This window comes from Caballeronia calidae, from assembly GCF_900044055.2.
GTDB classification, from domain to species: domain Bacteria; phylum Pseudomonadota; class Gammaproteobacteria; order Burkholderiales; family Burkholderiaceae; genus Caballeronia; species Caballeronia calidae.
The window spans coordinates 77250-96098 of the sequence record NZ_FCOX02000001.1 but is presented as its reverse complement, the minus strand read 5'-3'; the positions used below and the strand labels follow the sequence as shown (position 1 = coordinate 96098).

Here is an 18849-nt window from a genome sequence, read left to right as displayed (position 1 = left end):
AGCCCGCCGCCCAACGGCTTTTTTGCCGCGGGGCGGCGCTTATTTCGGCTACGTGAATGCGGCTCGTAACTGTCGTTCTGGTTCTGTTGCTGGTGCTGATCCAATACCCGCTCTGGTGGGGGCACGGCGGCTGGCTGCGTGTGCATGAATTGCAACAGCAGCTCGCGCAGCAGACGGAGAAGAACACGAACCTTCGATTGCGCAACGAGCGCGTCCAGGGCGAAGTGCAGGATCTTCAAGGCGGCACTGCCGCCGTGGAAGAGCGCGCGCGCTACGAGATGGGCATGGTGAAAGACAGCGAAGTCTTCGTGCAGTTCGTCTCGCCGAATTCCACCGCGCCCGTCAATTCGGCGAACGTGCCGGGCGTGACCGGCTCGACGCGCGGTCAGGTCTCGGCGGCGCCGCTGCGCGTGGTGCCGAATCCCGTTTCGCGCTCGAAGCAGGAGTTGCGCGACATGGACAAGAAGGCGCAGAAGGAAAAAGCGGCTGAAGCGAAGAAGAAGCAGGAGGGCGCGGCGCAGTAGCGTGGCGGCTTCATCGGGCAAGACGAAAAAATGGCGCGGTCACATCGACCGCGCCATTTTTGTATCCGGCTTCTGCTTGCTGCTTCGCTCACCACGCGGTGCCGAAACCGGTGCCGACACCCCAGTATGGACCGCCGCCCCAGCCGCCGCTCGAATATCCGCCGTAGACCGAGACCGGCATGGGCGCGTAGAACTGCGACATCGTCTTCGCGGCGTTGCCCGCTGCGGCGGCCTGTTGCGATTCGTTCAGCGCCTGCTTGTCGATGGCGTTGTAGCGGTCCATCTGCTGTTGCGGCGTCAGCGTCTGCTGAAGCGCGGGGGGCGCATCGGGCAGGCGGCTATAGATGGGCGAGGGGCCGGGCGGGTCCATCGTGCAGCCGGCGGCGAGCGCCACCCCGGCGATGCACGACGCGAGTTTCAGGTTGAGCGTTGCGGTTTTCATCTGGCGACCTCCAGCGGGTCGGACAACTAAGCAAGAGCCCCATCATAGCGCGCAGCGGATATGACGAGACACCCGCGCCGGGTGGGCACGACCGCCGCGCGTCGTGCCTCCGGCGCTTCGGCCAGTGCGGCGTAACGCCCGCTGAACAAGGCTTTCGCAGGTGCTCAGTGCCGCTGATCCGACGCCGGGCTCACACCCTGTGAGAGTTCTTTCGCGACAAAAAGTTGCGCGACGTCGACGGCGTCGAAGTCGTAGCGCTGGTTGCAGAACTCGCAATGCACTTCGACGTCGCCGCGCTCCTCGAGCACGCTGTCGACTTCCTCGCGGCCGAGCATCTTCAGCATGCCGCCCACTTTCTCGCGCGAGCACGTGCACTGGAAGCGCGCCGGCGCGGGATCGAAATGCTGCACGTTCTCCTGCCAGAAGAGCCGCTTGAAGACCGTCTCCGGCTCTTCCTTCAGCAATTCCTCATTCGAAAGCGTACTGCCGAGATGACAGACGCGCTGCCAGGTGTCGGCGTCGTGCTCGCCCGGATGCGGGATGATGCCGCCATCGCCCGGCAGCTTCTGGAGCAGCATGCCGACCGCGCGATCGGTATCGGCGGCGAGCCACAGGCGCGTGTCGAGCTGCTCGGAGTGATGCATGTAGTGCTCGAGCACTTCGGCCATCGATGCAAGCGGACCATGCTCGCCCGACAGCGGCACGATGCCCTGATACGGCTGCTGCCCCGGCTTTTTGTCGGCGGGATCGAGCGTGATGACACAGCGGCCACGCCCGTGCCGGTTCAGCAGATCGGCGAGCGACATCTCGTTCTCGAGCTCGCCCTCCACGCCTTCCGCGAGCTTGGCGGTGGCGCGCAGCGAGAGGTTCGAGTGGCATTGCACGACCAGCATCTTCACCGGGCCGTCGCCGTAGATCTGCATGACGAGCGTGCCGTCGAACTTGAGGTTCGCCGACAGGAGCGCGCACGCGGCCATCATCTCGCCGAGCACGTTGCGCACGGCCAGCGGATAGGCGCGGCGCGCAAGCACTTCCTGCCACGTGTGGTGCAATGAGACGATCTCGCCGCGCACGGGCGCCGCGTTGAACATGAATTTCTGCAACTGGTCGTTCACAACTCTTCCTTGGGTAATGAGGCCGATGCGCCGTCTTGCGCGGTGCTCAGCCGATGCGCACGAGCTGCGCCTTGTAATATTCGCGCCGGTCGGCATAGCTTGCCGTGGCCGCGCGCATGCGGGCGATATCCGCCTCGCCGATCTCACGCACCGCCTTCGCGGGCGAGCCGAGAATCAGCGTGTTGTCCGGGAACACCTTGCCTTCGGTGACGACGGCGCCCGCGCCAACCAGACAGTTGCGGCCGATCACCGCACCATTCAAGACCACCGCCTGAATCCCGATCAGCGAGCCTTCCTTGATCGTGCAGCCGTGCAGCATCGCCTGATGGCCGACGGTGACGTCGTTTTCGATCGTCAGCGGAAAGCCCGGGTCCGCATGCAGCACGGCACCTTCCTGGACATTGCTGCCGCGCCCGACGACGATCGGCTCGTTGTCGCCGCGCAGCGCGGCGGCGGGCCAGACGCTCGCGTTTTCCTCGAGCGTCACGCGGCCGATGATGGTCGCGGTGTCCGCGAGGAACACGCTTTCGTGGATGGTGGGGGCGTCGTCGCCGAGTTTGTAGATGGCCACATTGTCTCCTGGGGCGTGGTGTCGTGAAGGTGGGGCGCGCGCGGCGCCGCGTGGCTGCGGCGCTAAAATGCGCGCCTGCCGGTGCGGCGTGACCGACGCCGTCGCGCGATCCTTGCGCCGATTGTTGCGCGTGATGAGGCGTTCGCCGGGATTACCATTTTAGCTGTTTGCGACATTGGTCCGCCGGACCGTCGCCTTCGCCGTCTGTTTTCGAGATAGTCCGATGCACGAGTCAACGATTTTCCCCGACGCCGACGATTGCGCACGCCGCGCGGCGCTCGACATCCTGCGCGAGCGCGAGCCCGCCGCGAAAGCGGCGCGCGCCGGCGCGCTGTGGGACGCGGTGCGCGCGGAGCCGTCGCGCATCGATCCGGGCGCGACATTCGCGGAACCGGGCGACTTGCCCGGAAGGCCCGAGCGCCCGGCACTCGTCGAACCCTCGTCGCTGAAGCGCCGCGGCATGCAGTCGGAAGCAGGGCGCGCGGTGCTGCTGCACGCGCTCGCGCACATCGAATTCAATGCGATCAATCTCGCGCTCGACGCCGTATGGCGCTTTCCGTCGATGCCAGTCGATTTTTATCTTGACTGGTTGAAAGTGGCTGCCGAGGAAGCGCATCATTTTTCGTTGCTGAGCGCGCGGCTCGCCGAGTTCGGCCACGCCTACGGCGATTTCCCCGCTCACGACGGCCTGTGGGAAATGGCGCAGCGCACGCGCGGAGATGTGCTCGCGCGCATGGCGCTCGTGCCGCGCACGCTGGAAGCGCGTGGACTCGACGCGTCGCCGCCTATCAGAAAGCGCCTCGCGCAGGCGGGCGATCACGCGTCGGCGGCGATCCTCGACGTGATCCTGCGCGATGAAATCGGGCACGTGCTGATCGGCAATCGCTGGTTCCGTTTCCTGTGCGACGGCGAGAATCTCGATCCGCACACGACCTACGAAAGCCTCGCCGAGCGCTATCACGCGCCGAAGCTGCGCGGCCCGTTCAACTTCGAGGCCCGCCGCGACGCCGGCTTCGACGAGGCCGAGTTGCGCGCGCTCGCCGGCCTCGACGACGCAAAGTAGCGCGCCCATCGCCGCTATAATCGAACGATCATCCTTTTTCATTCGATGCGAGACGAGACCATGAAAGAATCGCGCTCCGAGTTCGTCGATGTGCGCAGCGTGCGTCTGCACGTGCGCCGCTGGGGCTCGCCCGACGCCCCGATGCTCTTCATGCTGCACGGCTGGATGGATATCGGCGCGTCGTTCCAGTTCGTCGTCGATGCGCTCGCCGGCGACTGGCAAGTGCTCGCGCCGGACGCGCGCGGCTTCGGACTGTCGGACTGGCCGGTCGCTCAAAAGGGTGGGGGCCATTACTACTTCCCCGACTACCTCGGCGATCTCGACGTGCTGCTCGATCACTACGCGCCGGGCGCGCAGGTGAATCTCGTCGGACACAGCATGGGCGCGAACGTGTCGTTGCTATACGCGGGCGTGCGGCCGCAGCGTGTGCGCCGCGTGGTCGATCTGGAAGGCTTCGGGCTGGCTGCCGCGCGCGCGTCGCAGTCTCCGGGGCGCATCGCGCAATGGCTCGACGATCTGCGCGCGCCGCCCGCGCTGCGCAGCTACGCGAACCTCGACGAAGTCGCCGACCGGCTCATCCGCACGAATCCGCGTCTTGCGCGCGACCGCGCGCGTTATCTCGCGCAGCACTGGTCGCGCAAGGAAGCGGACGAGCGCTTCCATCTGCTCGCCGATCCGGCGCACAAGCTGCGCGGACCCACGCTTTATCGGCTGGACGAGGTGAGCGCCGTATGGGCGCGCGTCGAGGCGCCAGTGCTGCACGTCGAAGCGAAGGATTCGCCGGCCCTCGCGGTCTTCGCGGGGAAGATGCCCGTCGCAGAGTTCAAGACGCGCTTCGACGTGTTTTCCGACTGGCGCGAGGAAATCGTCGACGAGGCGGGTCACATGATCCACCACGACCAGCCGGAGCGCATCGCGGCGCTGATCGAGTTGTTCTGCGCATGAGGGCGCTGCCAGAGCGAAGCGACTACATAATCGGCGTGTCATGCCGATACAGTTAGAATGTCAGTGATATCCACGAGCCCATGATGAACGCCGATCTGCATTGCCACTCCACTGTGTCCGACGGCCAGTTCGCGCCCGCCGAGGTCGCGGCGCGCGCGCATGCGAACGGCGTGACGCTGTGGTCGCTCACGGATCACGATCAGCTGGGCGGGCAGGACGAAGCGCGTCAGGCGGCCGAGGCGCTCGGCATGGGCTATCTGCCCGGCGTCGAGATCTCGGTGACGTGGGCATCGCGTACGGTGCATATCGTCGGCATGAACGTCGATCCGGCGAACGAAGCACTGCGCAACGGGCTCGCGTCCACGCGCAACGGGCGCGCGGCGCGCGGCGTCGCCATCGGCGAGGCGCTCGCCGCGGTCGGCATTCCGAATGCCTACGAAGGCGCGCTGCGCTTCACCGACGATCCCGACATGATCTCGCGCACACACTTCGCGCGCTTTCTGGTGGAAGCGGGCTACGCGCAGTCCACCTCCGACGTCTTCGCGCGTTATCTTGGCGAAGGCAAGCCGGGTTACGTCGGACATCGGTGGGCGAAACTCGCGGACGCGATGAAGTGGATCAAGGATGCGGGCGGCGAGCCGATCGTCGCGCATCCGGGGCGCTACGACTACACGCCGGTCCAGTTCGCCGCGCTCTTCGACGAGTTCATCCAGCTCGGCGGCCGCGCGATCGAGGTCGTCACGGGCAGCCACACGCCCGATCAATACCGCGAATACGCCGATGTCGCGCGCCGCTACGGTTTCGAGGCGTCGCGCGGCTCCGACTTCCACGGCGCGGGCGAGGGGCGTGTCGATCTCGGCCTGCTGCCGCCGCTGCCCGACGATCTCACGCCCGTCTGGGAGCGCTGGCTTTAGCGCTGTCCCGCGCGCGAGCCTCTTTCGCCTCGCGCGCACGGTCTTTGCATCAATGCTGATTTTCCGCACGCATCATGCGTGAAGGCGCGCTCGCGCACTGGTTCGCGCCGCGCCCGACCTTCGCGAAAACGATCGAAACAACAAGGCGTCGCCATGTCTCAATTCTTTCGCATTCATCCGGACAATCCGCAGCCGCGGCTCATCAACCAGGCCGTGCAGATCATCAAGGACGGGGGGCTTGTCGCGCTGCCGACGGATTCGAGCTACGCGCTCGGCTGCCATCTCGACGACAAGAACGCGGTCGAGCGCCTGCGACGCATACGCGGCATCGACGACAAGCAGCTGCTGTCGCTGCTCGTGCGCGATCTCTCCGAGCTGTCCAATTTCGCGATGGTCGATAACCAGCAATACCGGCTGATCAAATCGGTGACGCCGGGGCCGTACGTGTTCGTGCTGCAGGCGACGAAGGAAGTGCCGCGCCGGCTCTCGCATCCGTCGCGCAAGACGATCGGGCTGCGCGTGCCCGATCACGCGATCGCGCTCGCGCTGCTCGAGGCGCTCGGCGAGCCGCTGCTCGCATCGACGCTGATCCTGCCGCCGGATACCGAGCCGCTCAACGATCCTGAGGACATCCGCGAGCGTCTGGAAAAACAGATCGAGCTCGTGATCGATTCCGGCGCGTGTCCGGCGGAACCTTCGACCGTGATCGACCTTTCATCGGGGGAGCCAGTGCTCGTGCGCGCGGGGAGAGGCAGTCTCGAACCGTTCGGGCTCACGGCGTAAGCGCCGCGCAGTAGCGCACACGGGCATACGACCCGATTAAGCGTTCTCGCACATCATGGGGCGAAATCGTGCGCGCCCGGCCTCACTGCGCGCGTCTGATCCGGCCTGCCTGCTTGATACAATACCGTCCTATGGATCCTTCCCTGATACAAACCATCGCGGTCTACGCGCTCCCGGTGATCTTCGCGATCACGCTGCACGAGGCCGCGCATGGCTATGCCGCGCGACTGCTCGGCGACAACACGGCCTACGTGCTGGGCCGTGTTTCCATGAATCCGATGCGCCATATCGATCCGATCGGCACGATCGTGATTCCGATCGTCCTGTATTTCGTGACGAGCGGCGCGTTCATGTTCGGCTACGCGAAGCCCGTGCCGGTGGCGTTCGGCAATCTGCGCAATCCGCGCTGGGGCAGCCTGTGGGTCGCGGCGGCGGGCCCAGGCAGCAACTTCGTGCAGGCGATCGTCTGGGGCGTGATCGCGGTGCTGCTCGCGGCCTTTCACGTCGACGAGCCGTTTGTCACGCGCATGGCCGCCGCGGGCGTCGGCGTGAATCTCGTGCTCGGCGTGCTGAACCTCTTTCCCTTGCCGCCGCTCGACGGCGGGCGCGTCGTCATGGCGCTGTTGCCGGTGCGCGCGTCCATCGCGTTCTCGAAGCTCGAGCCGTACGGCTTCTTCATCGTGATGGCGCTCGTCGTGACCGGCTTCCTGACGCGCTATTGGCTGAGCCCGCTCGTGAACGTCGGTTATACGGCGGTGTCGGCTATTCTGAATCCCCTCGCTTCACTATTTCCATAACATCATGTTCCCTGACCGTATCTTCTCCGGCATGCGGCCCACCGGGTCGCTGCACCTCGGCCACTATCACGGCGTGCTGAAAAACTGGGTGCGGCTGCAGTCCGAATACCCGTGCTTCTTCGCCGTGGTCGACTGGCACGCGCTCACGACGCACTACGAGACGCCCGAGGTCATCGAGAAAAACGTCTGGGAAGTGCTCATCGACTGGCTGGCATCGGGCATCGATCCGGCGCAGGCGACGCTCTTCATCCAGAGCCGCGTGCCGGAGCACGCCGAGCTTTCGCTGCTGCTCGGCATGGGCACGCCGCTCGGCTGGCTCGAACGCGTGCCGACCTACAAGGAGCAGATCGAGAAGCTGAGGGAGAAGGATCTCTCCACGTACGGCTTCCTCGGCTATCCGGTGCTGATGGCGGCGGACATCCTGCTGTATCGCGCGTCGCTCGTGCCGGTCGGCGAAGATCAGGTGCCGCACGTCGAGATGACGCGCGAGATCGCGCGCCGCTTCAACTATCTCTACGGGCGCGAGCCGGGTTTCGAAGAGAAGGCGATGGAAGCCGCGAAGAAGCTCGGCGGCAAGCGCTCGAAGCTGTATCACGAGTTGCGCGTCGCGTATCAGCAGGAAGGCGACGACGAAGCGCTCGAGCAAGCGCGCGCGATGCTGCAGGAATCGCAAAGCCTGTCGATGAGCGACCGCGAGCGCCTGTTCGGCTATCTGGAAGGCTCGCGCAAGATCATCCTCGTCGAGCCGCAGGTGCTGCTGACCGAAGCGTCGCGCATGCCGGGCCTCGACGGGCAGAAGATGTCGAAGTCCTACGGCAATACCATCGGCCTGCGCGAGGACGCGGCGACCATCGAGCAGAAGGTCCGCAAGATGCCGACCGACCCGGCGCGCGTGCGCCGCACCGATCCGGGCGATCCGGACAAGTGCCCGGTGTGGAAGCTGCACGAGGTCTACACCGACGAAGCCACGCATCAATGGGTGCAGAAGGGCTGCCGCAGCGCGGGCATCGGCTGTCTGGAGTGCAAGCAGCCGGTGATCGAAGGCATTCTGCGCGAGCAGCAGCCGATGCTCGAGCGCGCGCAGAAGTACATGGACGATCCGTCGCTGCTGCGCGCGATCGTCGCGGACGGCTGCGACAAGGCCCGCAAGTTCGCCACCGAGACGATGCGCGAAGTGCGCGAGGCCATGGGTCTGTCTTACAACTGATGGAAGGCGCGCCGAGTCGGTGGGTCGAGCGCTGGGCGCATCTGGTGGCGCCCGGCGGCGCGGTGCTCGATGTGGCATCGGGTCGGGGCCGGCACGCGCGCTGGTTCGCCGCCCGCGGCTTCGCCGTGCTCGCAGTCGACCGCGACGCCGACGCGCTGGCGTCGATGCCGCCAGGCGAGGGCATCGAAACACTTGCGGCCGATATCGAAAACGCGCCGTGGCCGCTTTCGAACGACCGAACGTTCGATGCGGTCGTCGTCACGAACTATCTGCATCGGCCGCTGTTCGGGCATCTGATCGACGCGCTCGCGCCCGGCGGCGTGCTGATCTACGAAACCTTCGCGGCGGGCAACGGCAGCATCGGCAAGCCGTCGAATCCGGCGTTTTTGCTGGGACCCGGCGAACTGCTGGAAGCCGTGAGAGGGCGGCTGCGCGTGATTGCTTACGAGGACGGATTTCTCGACGATCCGCGTCCTGCCTATGTGCAGCGGATTTGCGCGGTTCGCGTATCGCGGTCAGCGGAAAATGCGCTCACGATTGGTAACACACCCCCGGGTCCGCCACGTTACGCGCTGACCGGCTAATCCGCTACAATCGCGTAATATCGCTTTTTGCGATTAAATTCACGATTAAATTCATAGAGTTTCATGACAAACGGAACACACGGCGGCATCCAGATCCGCGGCAGCATTCCTGCCATCGTCACACCGATGCACGAGGACGGTAGTCTCGATCTGCCGGCGTTTCGAAAACTGATCGACTGGCACGTCGAGCAAGGCTCGAACGGTCTCGTCGTGGTGGGCACGAGCGGCGAATCGGCCACGCTGTCGGTCGAAGAGCACATGCTCATGATCCAGACGGCCGTCGAGCACACGGCCAAGCGTTTCCCGATCATCGCGGGCGCGGGCGGCAATTCGACCGCGGAAGCCATCGAGCTGTCGAAGCACGCGAAGAAGGTCGGCGCGGACGCCACGCTCCAGGTCGTCCCGTATTACAACAAGCCGACGCAGGAAGGCATGTATCGCCACTTCAAGGCGATCGCTGAAGCTGTCGATCTTCCCGTGCTGCTCTACAACGTGCCGGGCCGCACTGTTGCCGACATGAGCAACGAGACGATCCTGCGCCTCGCCGACGTGCCGGGCATCATCGGTGTGAAGGAAGCGACGGGCAACATCGACCGCGCGGCGCATCTCATCAAGCACGCGCCGGCGAATTTCTCGATCTTCAGCGGCGACGATCCCACGGCTATCGCGCTGATGCTGCTCGGCGGCCACGGCAATATCTCGGTGACGGCCAACGTCGCGCCGAAGGAAATGAGCCAGCTTTGCCGCGCCGCGCTGGAAGGCGACGCCATCACCGCGCGCCGCATCCATCTGAAGCTCCTGTCGCTGCACAAGCAACTCTTCTGCGAATCGAATCCGATTCCGGCCAAGTGGGCGCTCGCCGAACTGGGCCGCATGGAAGGCGGCATCCGTTTGCCGCTCACGCCGCTCGACGCGCGCTATCACGACGTGGTGCGTGACGCGTTGCGCGATTCCGGGCTTCTCGCCTGATCACATGCGGCGGCACCCGAGTCCAAAGAATCGAAAGTCCGCGCCGCCGCAAGTGATCGAGATGAACCTCACCTTCAGTCATCAACCGCCGCTCATTGGCCTCAACATTCGTCTCGCCGAACCGCTCCGGTAGAGCGGGGCCGGCGCGACGCAATGCGTCATCAGCAGCAAAGAAGGACCTCATGAAACGTTCCGCTCTTCTTACTCAAGCCAAACGCCTGAGCGTGTTGTCGCTCGGCGCCAGCGCGCTCTTCGCGCTTGCGGGTTGCGATACGCTCAACGACTGGCTCGCGCCGGATCGCGTCAACTACAAGGCTGCTGAAACCGCACCCGCGCTCAGCGTGCCGTCGGATTTGTCCACCGCGGACATCAGCCAGCGCTATGCCGCGCCGCCGAAGGTCAACGCGCTCGGCGGCGCCGCGGAGCGTGCGGTCACGCCGGCCGGCAACGCGACGCTCGGCGTGCCGAACGCGCAGGACCCGTACGGCATGCACGTCGAGAGCGACGGCGACCGCCGCTGGCTCGTCGTCGACGGCCGCTCGCCCGATCAGATCTGGGGACCGCTGAAGGAGTTCTGGGAAGAGAACGGCTTTACGCTCAAGACCGACGCGCCGCAAACCGGCATCATGGCCACCGACTGGGCCGAGAACCGCGCGAACATCCCGAACGACTGGTTCCGCAACAGCGTGGGCAAGCTGCTCGACTTCGCGTACTCGTCGGGCACGCGCGACATGTTCCGCACGCAGGTGGACCGCGCATCCAACGGCTCGACGGACATCTCCGTCACGCACAGCGCGATGGAAGAAGTGCTGACGGGGCAGGACAAGACCTCGTCGCGCTGGGAAGCGCGTCCGCGCAATCCGCAGCTCGAAGCCGCGGTGCTCACGAAGATGATGCAGAAGTTCGGTCTCACCGAAAAGCAGTCGCAGCAGTTGATGGCACAGGCGCGTCCGTCGGGCGCGAAGGTGGCGGTGGCTCAGAGCGCGGGCGGCTCCACGCTCGATCTCGCCGAGCCGTTCGATCGCGCGTGGCTGCGCGTGGGCCTCGCGCTCGATCGCACCAACTTCACCGTCGACAATCGTGATCGCGACAAGGGCATTTACTACGTCCATTATTCGGACTCCATGGCGGAGCTGAAAAAAGACGGCCTCTTCGGCAAGTTCTTCTCGGGCAACACGCCGAAGCCGACGCGTCAGTTCCTCGTCAACGTGAAGCCGAAGGCGGACTCGCTTACGCAAGTGGGCGTGATCGATGCGAACGGTCAGCCGGACACCTCGTCCGATGCGCAGCGCATCGTGTCCTTGCTGCATGCTCAGTTGAACTAGGCGACACGCGTCATCTTCAGTCGATCATGAGTTCATCGTGAGATTCGCCAGTCTTGGCAGCGGCAGCGAGGGCAATGCATTGCTCGTCGAGGCATCGAGCGGCACGACCACGACGCGCGTGCTGCTCGATTGCGGTTTCTCCGGCAAGGAGGTCGAGCGCCGTCTCGCGCGTCTGAACTGCCGTGCCGAAGACCTCGACGCCATCGTCATCACGCACGAGCATACGGACCATATCGGCAGCGCGCTGACGCTCGCGCGCCGATGGTCCATTCCGCTCTACATGAGCTGGGGCACGGCGCGCGCGATCGGCGCCGATGAAGCCAACGTCGAACTGAACGTGTTATGGGGCGATGAGAGCGTCGCCATCGGCGATCTGAGCGTGCTGCCGTACACCGTGCCTCACGATGCCCGCGAGCCCCTGCAATACGTGTTCTCCGACGGCGCGTGCCGCCTCGGCGTGCTGACGGATGTCGGCGTATCGACGCCGCATATCACGAGCGTGCTGAGCGGCTGTGACGCGCTCGTGCTCGAATCCAATCACGATGTCGAGATGCTCGCCGCGAGCCGCTATCCGCCCTCGCTGAAGGCGCGCATCGGCGGGACTCACGGACACCTGAATAATGAAGCGGCGGCGGCCATACTCGCGTCGCTCGACCGTTCCAGGCTGCGCCATCTCGTGGCCGCTCATCTCAGTCAGCAAAACAATCTGCCGCATCTCGCGCAGGCCGCGCTTGCGGCGGTCGTGGGGGCGTCGGCTGTCGACGTGGTTGTCGCGACTCAGGCGGAAGGCTTCGACTGGCTCACGCTGTGACAGGCCGCGCGTGACGTAAGAACTGCGCGCAAAGCAGATATGAAAAAACCGGCCCAAAGAGCCGGTTTTTTCGTTGGCGGGCCGCTCGGAGCGGCCCAAGGCGTAGCGCCACGATGTGGCGCCGATACGCCTTACTGGCTTGCGCCCGATGCCGGAGCTGCGGTAGCAGCCGAAGCAGCAGCGTCCGAAGCCGCGCCAGCAGCCGAAGCTGCGTCGCTTGCAGCGGCCGAAGCGCTCGATGCAGCAGCGTTTGCGTCCGAAGCAGCAGCAGCCGGAGCCGAAGCTGCCGGCGCTTCGCTTGCAGCGCTCGGAGCAGCCGTTTCGCTAGACTTGTTGCATGCAGCCAGAGCAACAGCAGCCAACAGGGATGCTACGAGGAGGGATTTCTTCATGATCACGTCCTTTTATGGTTAAAGGTAAGCAACAGCGCAAAGTACCGGTAATGTGTGCTCCAACACCGACCTGGGCCGCTGTGGAGACTCACAATTCTTTTTTATGTGAGACTTCCTACGGCTTGGCCGGAAATTATAGGCACTTTCGTAACGACCGTCGATAAATCAGGGGACGATGCGTTGTCTTTCTCATACAAACTTTCATATTGCGGAACAGCAAAATTCTAGCATCCGCAGCGTGCCGGGAAGTCTCCTGAAGGCAAGCCTGTCAAGGCAAAGCGCCCATCCGAATCCAGCCCGCACGATACCATTCGTGCAGCAGCGCTGTCATTGACGATTCGTCTGTAAGTGTTACAAAGCGTTTCGCCTCTAGACACCGAGTATCGGCCAATTCGGGGAGCCATTTTTTCAACTTCGACGACAACAACGCGGCTTCGCCATTTAGGAAATATGACCGTGCGTCGTACAGCAAAATAGTCTTTCTATCCAGTCTCAGGCCAGATTTTTTTGCCTGCGCCACAAACTTTTGCTCATTCAGCGCGCGCTCGGGCGCGTCGAATACCACGCTGGCTTTCGGCTCGCTCAAATAGGTGCCCAGAAACGCGGCGATGTCCTTGTCGTTCCAGTCCACGTTCGCAAGGATCGCGCCAACGCGTTCGATCAGAAGGCCGGGCAACGCGGCCGGATTCGATACGGGCTCCTGAGCCGGATCGCGATAGCGCGGGTTCGCGCGGGCGTTGTCGGATGCATCGTCCGCGCGTTCGGCGAGGTGATACAGAAACTGTGCCGTGAGCTCGTGCGCGGAGGGCGCGCGAAAGCCGATGGATGCCGTCATGCATTCGCCCTCGGCGATGCCGTCGTGCGCGATGTGCGGCGGCAGATAGAGCATGTCGCCCGGCTCCAGCACCCATTCTTCCTCGGGCTCGAAGTGCTGTAAAACTTTCAACGGCAGTCCGGGTTTTAGCGAAAGATCGCGCTGCGCGCCGATGCGCCAGCGGCGCTTGCCATGAACCTGAAGCAGAAACACGTCATAAGAGTCGAAGTGCGGTCCGACGCCGCCGCCATCCGTGGCATACGAGATCATCAGATCGTCGAGGCGCGCGTCCGGGATGAAACGGAACCGGTTCATCAGCGCATGCGCGCGGTCGTCGTGCAGGTTCACGCCTTGCACGAGCAAGGTCCATTCGCGCTTTCTGACCGCAGGCAATTCGTCGGGTGCGAACGGGCCGTGCTCCAGATTCCACGTATTGCGAAAATGTGTGATGAGACGCGACTCGACGTCATCGAGATCGGCGAGTTCGAAGAGTTCGTCGCGCTGTAGCGGGGCCGCGATGCCGGGAATCGCCTGGCGGATCAAAAGCGGCTTTTTCTGCCAGTAACGCCGCATGAACTGTCGCGGCGTGCGGTTGCCCAACAAGGGCGTGAGTTCGTCTGGCAAGGGCGCGCGAGCGTGCTCGGGAAGGCCGGAAACGGGGGAAGGTGTTGCGTATTGTGGCCGCTTGGGCATCGTATAATCGAGGCTTGTATCTTGGAGGATCCAATGAAAATTGCGAAAGACACTGTCGTTTCGGTCGCGTACAAGCTATCGGATGCGCAAGGCAATCTGATCGAAGAGAGCGACGAGCCGATGGTCTATCTGCACGGCGGCTATGATGGCACGTTCCCCAAGATCGAGGAAGCGCTCGACGGTCACGAGGCGGGTTATGAAACGCTCATCCAGCTCGAGCCGCAGGATGCGTTCGGCGAATACGATCCCGAACTCGTGAAGATCGAAGAGCGCAGCCGCTTTCCCGAGCCGCTGGAAGTCGGCATGCAGTTCGAAGGCACGCCGGAAGACGGCGACGACGACATCGACTCGCTCATCTACACCGTGACCGATGTCGCCGAGGACAAAGTCGTGCTCGACGGCAATCATCCGCTCGCGGGCATGGCGCTGCGTTTCGCGCTGTCGGTGCAGGAAGTCCGCACGGCGACCGACGACGAGATCGAGCATCAGCACGCGCATGGCGCTGACGGCTTGCACGTCGTCGACGAGGACGAAGACGACGATGACGACGAACAGCGCAAGGACGCAGGTCCGACGCTTCACTGAAGGCATCGGCCCATGAAAAAAGCGCAGCCGCGGCTGCGCTTTTTTATTGTCCGGCCGGCTTGCTCCTGTCGTCGCTCTTGCCAGCTGGCAGCGCGCCGTTCTGCACGCCCGACGCGGGCACCGGATAGATCGGCGGCCGCGCTTGCGGCGGTGTGAGGATCGGGGGCAGGTCGGAGGCCGGCAGCGGCATCGACGGCGGCGCGGGCAGCGATTCGGGCAGATCGTTGCGCGGCATCGCGGGCGGCATCGATGATGCGGGCAGCGTAGGTTGAGGCGCCGGGTACGGAGCAAGGTACGGAGCAGGGTACGGCACATACGGCATGCCCGATTGCGCGGGCGTCTCCGGCGCCGGCGCGACCGGTTCGCGCGTGCGGGACTCCTTTACATCGCGCACGCGCAGGCGAAACGGCGGACGCCATTGCGCATCGCTTTGTACTTCGAGCCATTGCGACTGCGGCTTCCCGAACGCGACCGCCACGCGCGTGAGATTCGTGACGACCATGCCCTTGTCGTTGCGCAATGGTTGATCGATATGAAAGCCATTGGGCTCGGGCGCATCCGTGCCGTGAATCACGATGACCGGCCCGCGAAACAGCTCCGCCGATTTCACGAGGCTGCGCTTCAATTCAAGAAAGCCATCGCGCGGCTGATTCGAATGCGAGAAGCGCAGCCAGGCAAAACGGTCGCGCTTTTCGTAGCGCGAAAAATCCGGATCGCCCTGAAGCAGGATGACGAGCGCGCGCATGTCGCTGCGCCGCGCCGATTCCGCCGCATGTTCGAGCCAGAAGGTCGTGGCGACGGCGCGGTCTTCGAATTCGCCATTGCGCCCGCCCGCGGTCAGATAGTGATTGTTCGGACTCGGCACGTTGAGGCCGATGAACGCGATGCCTTGCGCCTGCCAGCGCACGATTTCCCTGAACGTGCGAAAGCGCGCGACATCGCTTTCGCGCGAGAGCGTGAGCGGCGTCTGGCCGAGCGCGGTGGCATCGATGAAGAAGAGCTGACGCACGAAATCGAGCCGTTCGACGGGGTCGTAGGCGCCCGCGTGCGCGAGACCGCAATCGGCCCAGTCGTGCTGGCCGAGCAGCAGGACGAGCGGCGTGCGCGACGCGTCCAGCAAGTCGTGGCGCGACTGATAGACGCTGTCGCGGCACGGCTCGGCGCTGCCTTTGAAATTGCCGTCGTAGACGATGAACGCGATGTTGCCGTCGCGCCCGATCGCATCGAGCATGCGGCGCACCGGCGCTTCGTCGGCGGGGCGCGTGAGCGCGTCGGAGATCACGGCGAAGCTGAGCGGCGCATTGCCTTGGGCATGCGCGTGAACGGCGGCGCCGCACGCGAGCGCGGCCGCGACCGTCATCCTCACGGCGCTTCTCAGGCGCGACGCACGCGAAACGCGCGCGGCGGCGCCACGCTCAACGCGAGGCATCCGGCGGACTATTCGCCAGTTCATGCAGTTCGAAGAGCAGATCGAGCGCATCGCGCGGACGCAGATCGTTCGGATCGAGCGCGCGCAGCTTTTCCATGACGGGATGCTCGGGCGTTTCCGTCGCTTGCGGTTCGTCCTCGTAAGGCGCAACCGGCTGACTCGCGAACAGATCGAATTGCGCGGTGGGCTGGCCGATCGACTGTTGCTCCAGATGCACGAGATGCTTGCGCGCGGCGCGGATCACCGCGGACGGCACGCCCGCGAGCTGCGCGACCTGCAGCCCGTAACTCTGATTGGCCGGACCTTCGCTCACCGCGTGCAGGAACACGATGCCATGATCGTGCTCGACCGCCGACAAGTGCACGTTCGCAGCCTGGGCGAACTCCGCGGGCAATTGCGTGAGCTCGAAGTAGTGCGTCGCGAAGAGCGTGTAGCAGCCGTTGTGCGTGAGCAGATGTCGCGCGATGGCCCATGCGAGCGCGAGACCGTCGAAGGTCGAGGTGCCGCGTCCGATCTCGTCCATCAAGACGAGGCTCGACGCGCTCGCGTCGTTGAGAATGGCGGCCGCTTCGGTCATCTCGACCATGAAGGTAGACCGGCCGCCTGCGAGATCGTCCGCCGCGCCGATGCGCGTGAAGATGCGATCGAGCGCGCCGAAGCGCGCGCGCTTCGCGGGCACGTAGCTGCCGACATGCGCCATCAGCGCGATCAGCGCGGTCTGACGCATGAAGGTCGATTTACCGCCCATGTTCGGGCCGGTGATGAGTAAGAGCTTGCGGTCCTGGCTGAGACAGCAATCATTGGCGATGAACTGCTCGACCTGCGCCTCGACGACCGGATGCCGGCCCTGCTCGATATCGATGCCCGCATCGGCAGTGAATTCCGGCGCGACCCAGTCGAGCGCGCGGGCACGCTCCGCGAACGCGCACAGGAGATCGAGCTCCGCGAGCGCGCCAGCGACGCGCTGGCAATCGGCGATGAAGGGCAGCAGGTTCTGCAGCAGTGCATCGTAGAGCGCGCGTTCGCGGGCGAGCGCGCGTTCCTGCGCGGACAGCGCCTTGTCCTCGAACGTTTTCAGCTCGGGTGTGATGTAGCGCTCGGCGTTCTTGAGCGTCTGACGGCGGCGATAGTCGTCGGGGACCTTGTCGGTCTGTCCGCGCGTCACCTCGATATAGAAGCCGTGCACCTTGTTGTACTCGACGCGCAGGTTCGCGATGCCCGTGCGCGTGCGCTCGCGCGCTTCGAGATCGATCAGGAACTGATCGCAGTTCTCCGAAATATCGCGCAGTTCGTCGAGATCGGGATCGTAGCCGCGCGCGATCACGCCGCCGTCGCGAATCAGCGCGGCGGGCTCTTGCGCGATGGCGCTCGTCAGCAGATCGAGGCACTCGTGCGGCGGCTCCAGCGCGGCGGTGATGCGCTCCAGCGCCGACGTCTGCGCGGCGACGCCCGCGACGAGCGCGCGCAGATCGGGCAGCGCGGCGAAGGTGTCGCGCAGGCTCGACAGATCGCGCGGCCGCGCCGAAAACAGCGCGAGGCGGCCCGTGATGCGTTCGATATCCGAGATCTTGCGCAACGCGCCGCGCAGCGTGTCGAGACCGCCGCTCGTGGGCGCGTCGAGCAGTGCGCCGATGGCCTGCTGGCGCGCCTGCGCGATCGATGCATCGCGCGGCGGATGATGCAGCCAGTGACGCAACAGACGGCTGCCCATCGTCGTGCAGCAGGTGTCGAGCAGCGAGAAAAGCGTGGGCGATTCGGTGCCGCGCAGCGTTTCGGTCAGTTCGAGATTGCGCCGCGTGGCCGGATCCAGCCCGATGTATTCCGATTCGTACTCGACCTTCAGGCTGCGCACGTGGCGCAATTGCTGGCCTTGCGTCGCGGCGGCATAGAGCAGCAGCGCGCCCGCCGCGCCGCACGCGCATGTGAGCGTCTGCGCGCCGAAACCGTCGAGGCTCGCGACGTCGAGTTGCTCGCGCAAGCGCTGCGTGCCCGAGCCGACGTCGAAGTGCCACGCGGGAACACGTGTCGTTGCGCCCGGGTTCGCCACGCCGAGCGATGCCTGAACATCGGTGATCGAATCGGCGATGAGCGTTTCCGCCGGACGAATCCGCTCGAGCGCCGCGCTCACCTGGCCGGGTGCGACTTCCGCGAGCCGCAGCGCACCGCTTGCGAGATTGAGCCACGCGAGGCCGACGCTCGTGACCACGCCGCGCCGGTTATGCGCGGGGCAGAGCGCGAGAAGGTAGACATCGCTTTTATCGGAGAGCAGGGCGGCATCGGTCAGCGTGCCCGGCGTGACGACGCGCACCACCTTGCGCTCGACCGGCCCCTTCGATGTAGCCGGATCGCCGATCTGCTCGCAGATCGCAACCGACTCGCCGAGTTTCACGAGCTTGGCGAGATATTGCTCGCACGCGTGATGCGGCACACCCGCCATCTTGATGGGATTGCCGCCCGAAGCGCCGCGCTGCGTGAGCGTGAGATCGAGCAGACGCGCGGCCTTCTCGGCGTCGTCGAAGAAGAGCTCGTAGAAATCGCCCATCCGGTAAAAAACGAGCGTGCCGGGATGCTCCGCCTTGATGCGCAGATACTGCTGCATCATGGGCGTGTGCTGCGACAGGTCCGCGAGCGGGGCGGTGTCGGAAGAGGTGTCGGGAGTTGCCGTGTGATTGCCCATCTTGCCTGCTGTGGAAGCCGGAATGATCAAACGGCCGGACGCAACGTGCGCCGGCCGCAAATCAGCCGATAGGGCATGAGTTTAACCTGTCGTGGGATGCGCGCAGAGTCGGCCGAATGGCCAATGGAATGCGATCAGCCGGCGCAACGAGGCGAGCGCGCCCGCGCAGATTCGGCGGGAGCGGCGTCCGCCGCCGGAACGAACGCGAT

The 18849-nt window shown here is 64.9% G+C and carries 19 protein-coding genes; 12 read left to right on the top strand and 7 right to left on the bottom strand.

What is annotated here, in order from left to right; genetic code table 11:
- Nucleotides 1-56: 56 nt before the first annotated feature.
- The gene (ftsB, locus tag AWB78_RS00475) at nucleotides 57-524 is read left to right on the top strand and encodes a cell division protein FtsB (protein ID WP_062601396.1); all 468 of its coding nucleotides are present in this window, start codon (nucleotides 57-59) and stop codon (nucleotides 522-524) included.
- Nucleotides 525-612: 88 nt separating this feature from the next.
- Here ftsB and AWB78_RS00470 read toward each other — a convergent pair whose 3' ends face one another.
- The 3 genes from AWB78_RS00470 to AWB78_RS00460 form a co-directional block, all read right to left on the bottom strand.
- Nucleotides 613-966: a hypothetical protein gene (locus AWB78_RS00470; protein WP_062601395.1), complete on the bottom strand. Its 354-nt coding sequence runs from the start codon at nucleotides 964-966 to the stop codon at nucleotides 613-615.
- 164 nt (nucleotides 967-1130) lie between these two features.
- Complete coding sequence (gene hslO, locus AWB78_RS00465) at nucleotides 1131-2081, bottom strand: Hsp33 family molecular chaperone HslO (RefSeq protein WP_062601394.1); 951 nt, start codon at nucleotides 2079-2081, stop codon at nucleotides 1131-1133.
- Between the two features lie 46 nt (nucleotides 2082-2127).
- Nucleotides 2128-2652 carry a gamma carbonic anhydrase family protein gene (locus tag AWB78_RS00460; RefSeq protein WP_061123873.1) on the bottom strand — a complete coding sequence of 175 codons (525 nt, stop codon included), beginning with the start codon at nucleotides 2650-2652 and terminating at the stop codon, nucleotides 2128-2130.
- Between the two features lie 223 nt (nucleotides 2653-2875).
- Between AWB78_RS00460 and AWB78_RS00455 the strand changes: the two genes are divergently transcribed.
- The 10 genes from AWB78_RS00455 to AWB78_RS00410 all read left to right on the top strand — a co-directional run bounded on the left by AWB78_RS00455 (nucleotide 2876) and on the right by AWB78_RS00410 (nucleotide 12050).
- Entirely contained in the window at nucleotides 2876-3715 is an 840-nt protein-coding gene (locus AWB78_RS00455) for a ferritin-like domain-containing protein (protein WP_062601393.1), read from the top strand.
- 60 nt (nucleotides 3716-3775) lie between these two features.
- Complete coding sequence (locus AWB78_RS00450) at nucleotides 3776-4660, top strand: alpha/beta fold hydrolase (RefSeq protein ID WP_062601392.1); 885 nt, start codon at nucleotides 3776-3778, stop codon at nucleotides 4658-4660.
- Between the two features lie 83 nt (nucleotides 4661-4743).
- On the top strand, nucleotides 4744-5574 hold the full coding sequence (locus AWB78_RS00445) for a 3',5'-nucleoside bisphosphate phosphatase (RefSeq protein ID WP_062601391.1): 831 nt from the start codon (nucleotides 4744-4746) through the stop codon (nucleotides 5572-5574).
- A 153-nt stretch (nucleotides 5575-5727) separates the two neighbouring features.
- Nucleotides 5728-6357 (top strand): L-threonylcarbamoyladenylate synthase, encoded by a 630-nt coding sequence (locus AWB78_RS00440; protein WP_062601390.1) that lies wholly within the window; start codon nucleotides 5728-5730, stop codon nucleotides 6355-6357.
- A 131-nt stretch (nucleotides 6358-6488) separates the two neighbouring features.
- Nucleotides 6489-7154 (top strand): site-2 protease family protein, encoded by a 666-nt coding sequence (locus AWB78_RS00435; RefSeq protein ID WP_062601389.1) that lies wholly within the window; start codon nucleotides 6489-6491, stop codon nucleotides 7152-7154.
- A gap of 4 nt (nucleotides 7155-7158) precedes the next feature.
- Complete coding sequence (locus AWB78_RS00430; RefSeq protein WP_062601388.1) at nucleotides 7159-8361, top strand: tryptophan--tRNA ligase; 1203 nt, start codon at nucleotides 7159-7161, stop codon at nucleotides 8359-8361.
- On the top strand, nucleotides 8361-8945 hold the full coding sequence (locus AWB78_RS00425; protein ID WP_062601387.1) for a class I SAM-dependent methyltransferase: 585 nt from the start codon (nucleotides 8361-8363) through the stop codon (nucleotides 8943-8945). Before AWB78_RS00430 ends, AWB78_RS00425 begins: the two co-directional genes overlap by 1 nt.
- A 63-nt stretch (nucleotides 8946-9008) precedes the next feature.
- Nucleotides 9009-9914 (top strand): 4-hydroxy-tetrahydrodipicolinate synthase, encoded by a 906-nt coding sequence (gene dapA / locus AWB78_RS00420; protein WP_062601386.1) that lies wholly within the window; start codon nucleotides 9009-9011, stop codon nucleotides 9912-9914.
- A gap of 182 nt (nucleotides 9915-10096) precedes the next feature.
- Nucleotides 10097-11239, top strand: a complete 1143-nt coding sequence (bamC, locus tag AWB78_RS00415; RefSeq protein WP_062601385.1) for an NlpB/DapX family lipoprotein — start codon at nucleotides 10097-10099, stop codon at nucleotides 11237-11239.
- Between the two features lie 37 nt (nucleotides 11240-11276).
- Nucleotides 11277-12050 carry an MBL fold metallo-hydrolase gene (locus tag AWB78_RS00410; RefSeq protein WP_062601384.1) on the top strand — a complete coding sequence of 258 codons (774 nt, stop codon included), beginning with the start codon at nucleotides 11277-11279 and terminating at the stop codon, nucleotides 12048-12050.
- Nucleotides 12051-12181: 131 nt separating this feature from the next.
- Here the strand turns inward: AWB78_RS00410 and AWB78_RS48130 are convergent, their stop codons facing one another.
- Complete coding sequence (locus AWB78_RS48130; protein WP_074173366.1) at nucleotides 12182-12442, bottom strand: hypothetical protein; 261 nt, start codon at nucleotides 12440-12442, stop codon at nucleotides 12182-12184.
- A gap of 268 nt (nucleotides 12443-12710) precedes the next feature.
- Nucleotides 12711-13949, bottom strand: coding sequence for a cupin domain-containing protein (locus AWB78_RS00405; RefSeq protein WP_062601383.1), 1239 nt, complete (start codon nucleotides 13947-13949; stop codon nucleotides 12711-12713).
- 33 nt (nucleotides 13950-13982) lie between these two features.
- Here AWB78_RS00405 and AWB78_RS00400 point away from each other — a divergent pair, with 33 nt between their 5' ends.
- The gene (locus AWB78_RS00400; RefSeq protein ID WP_062601382.1) at nucleotides 13983-14534 is read left to right on the top strand and encodes an FKBP-type peptidyl-prolyl cis-trans isomerase; all 552 of its coding nucleotides are present in this window, start codon (nucleotides 13983-13985) and stop codon (nucleotides 14532-14534) included.
- Between the two features lie 43 nt (nucleotides 14535-14577).
- Here the strand turns inward: AWB78_RS00400 and AWB78_RS00395 are convergent, their stop codons facing one another.
- Nucleotides 14578-15894: a hypothetical protein gene (locus AWB78_RS00395; protein WP_063958922.1), complete on the bottom strand. Its 1317-nt coding sequence runs from the start codon at nucleotides 15892-15894 to the stop codon at nucleotides 14578-14580.
- 55 nt (nucleotides 15895-15949) lie between these two features.
- Complete coding sequence (gene mutS, locus AWB78_RS00390; protein ID WP_062601380.1) at nucleotides 15950-18640, bottom strand: DNA mismatch repair protein MutS; 2691 nt, start codon at nucleotides 18638-18640, stop codon at nucleotides 15950-15952.
- Between the last annotated feature and the right edge of the window lie 209 nt (nucleotides 18641-18849).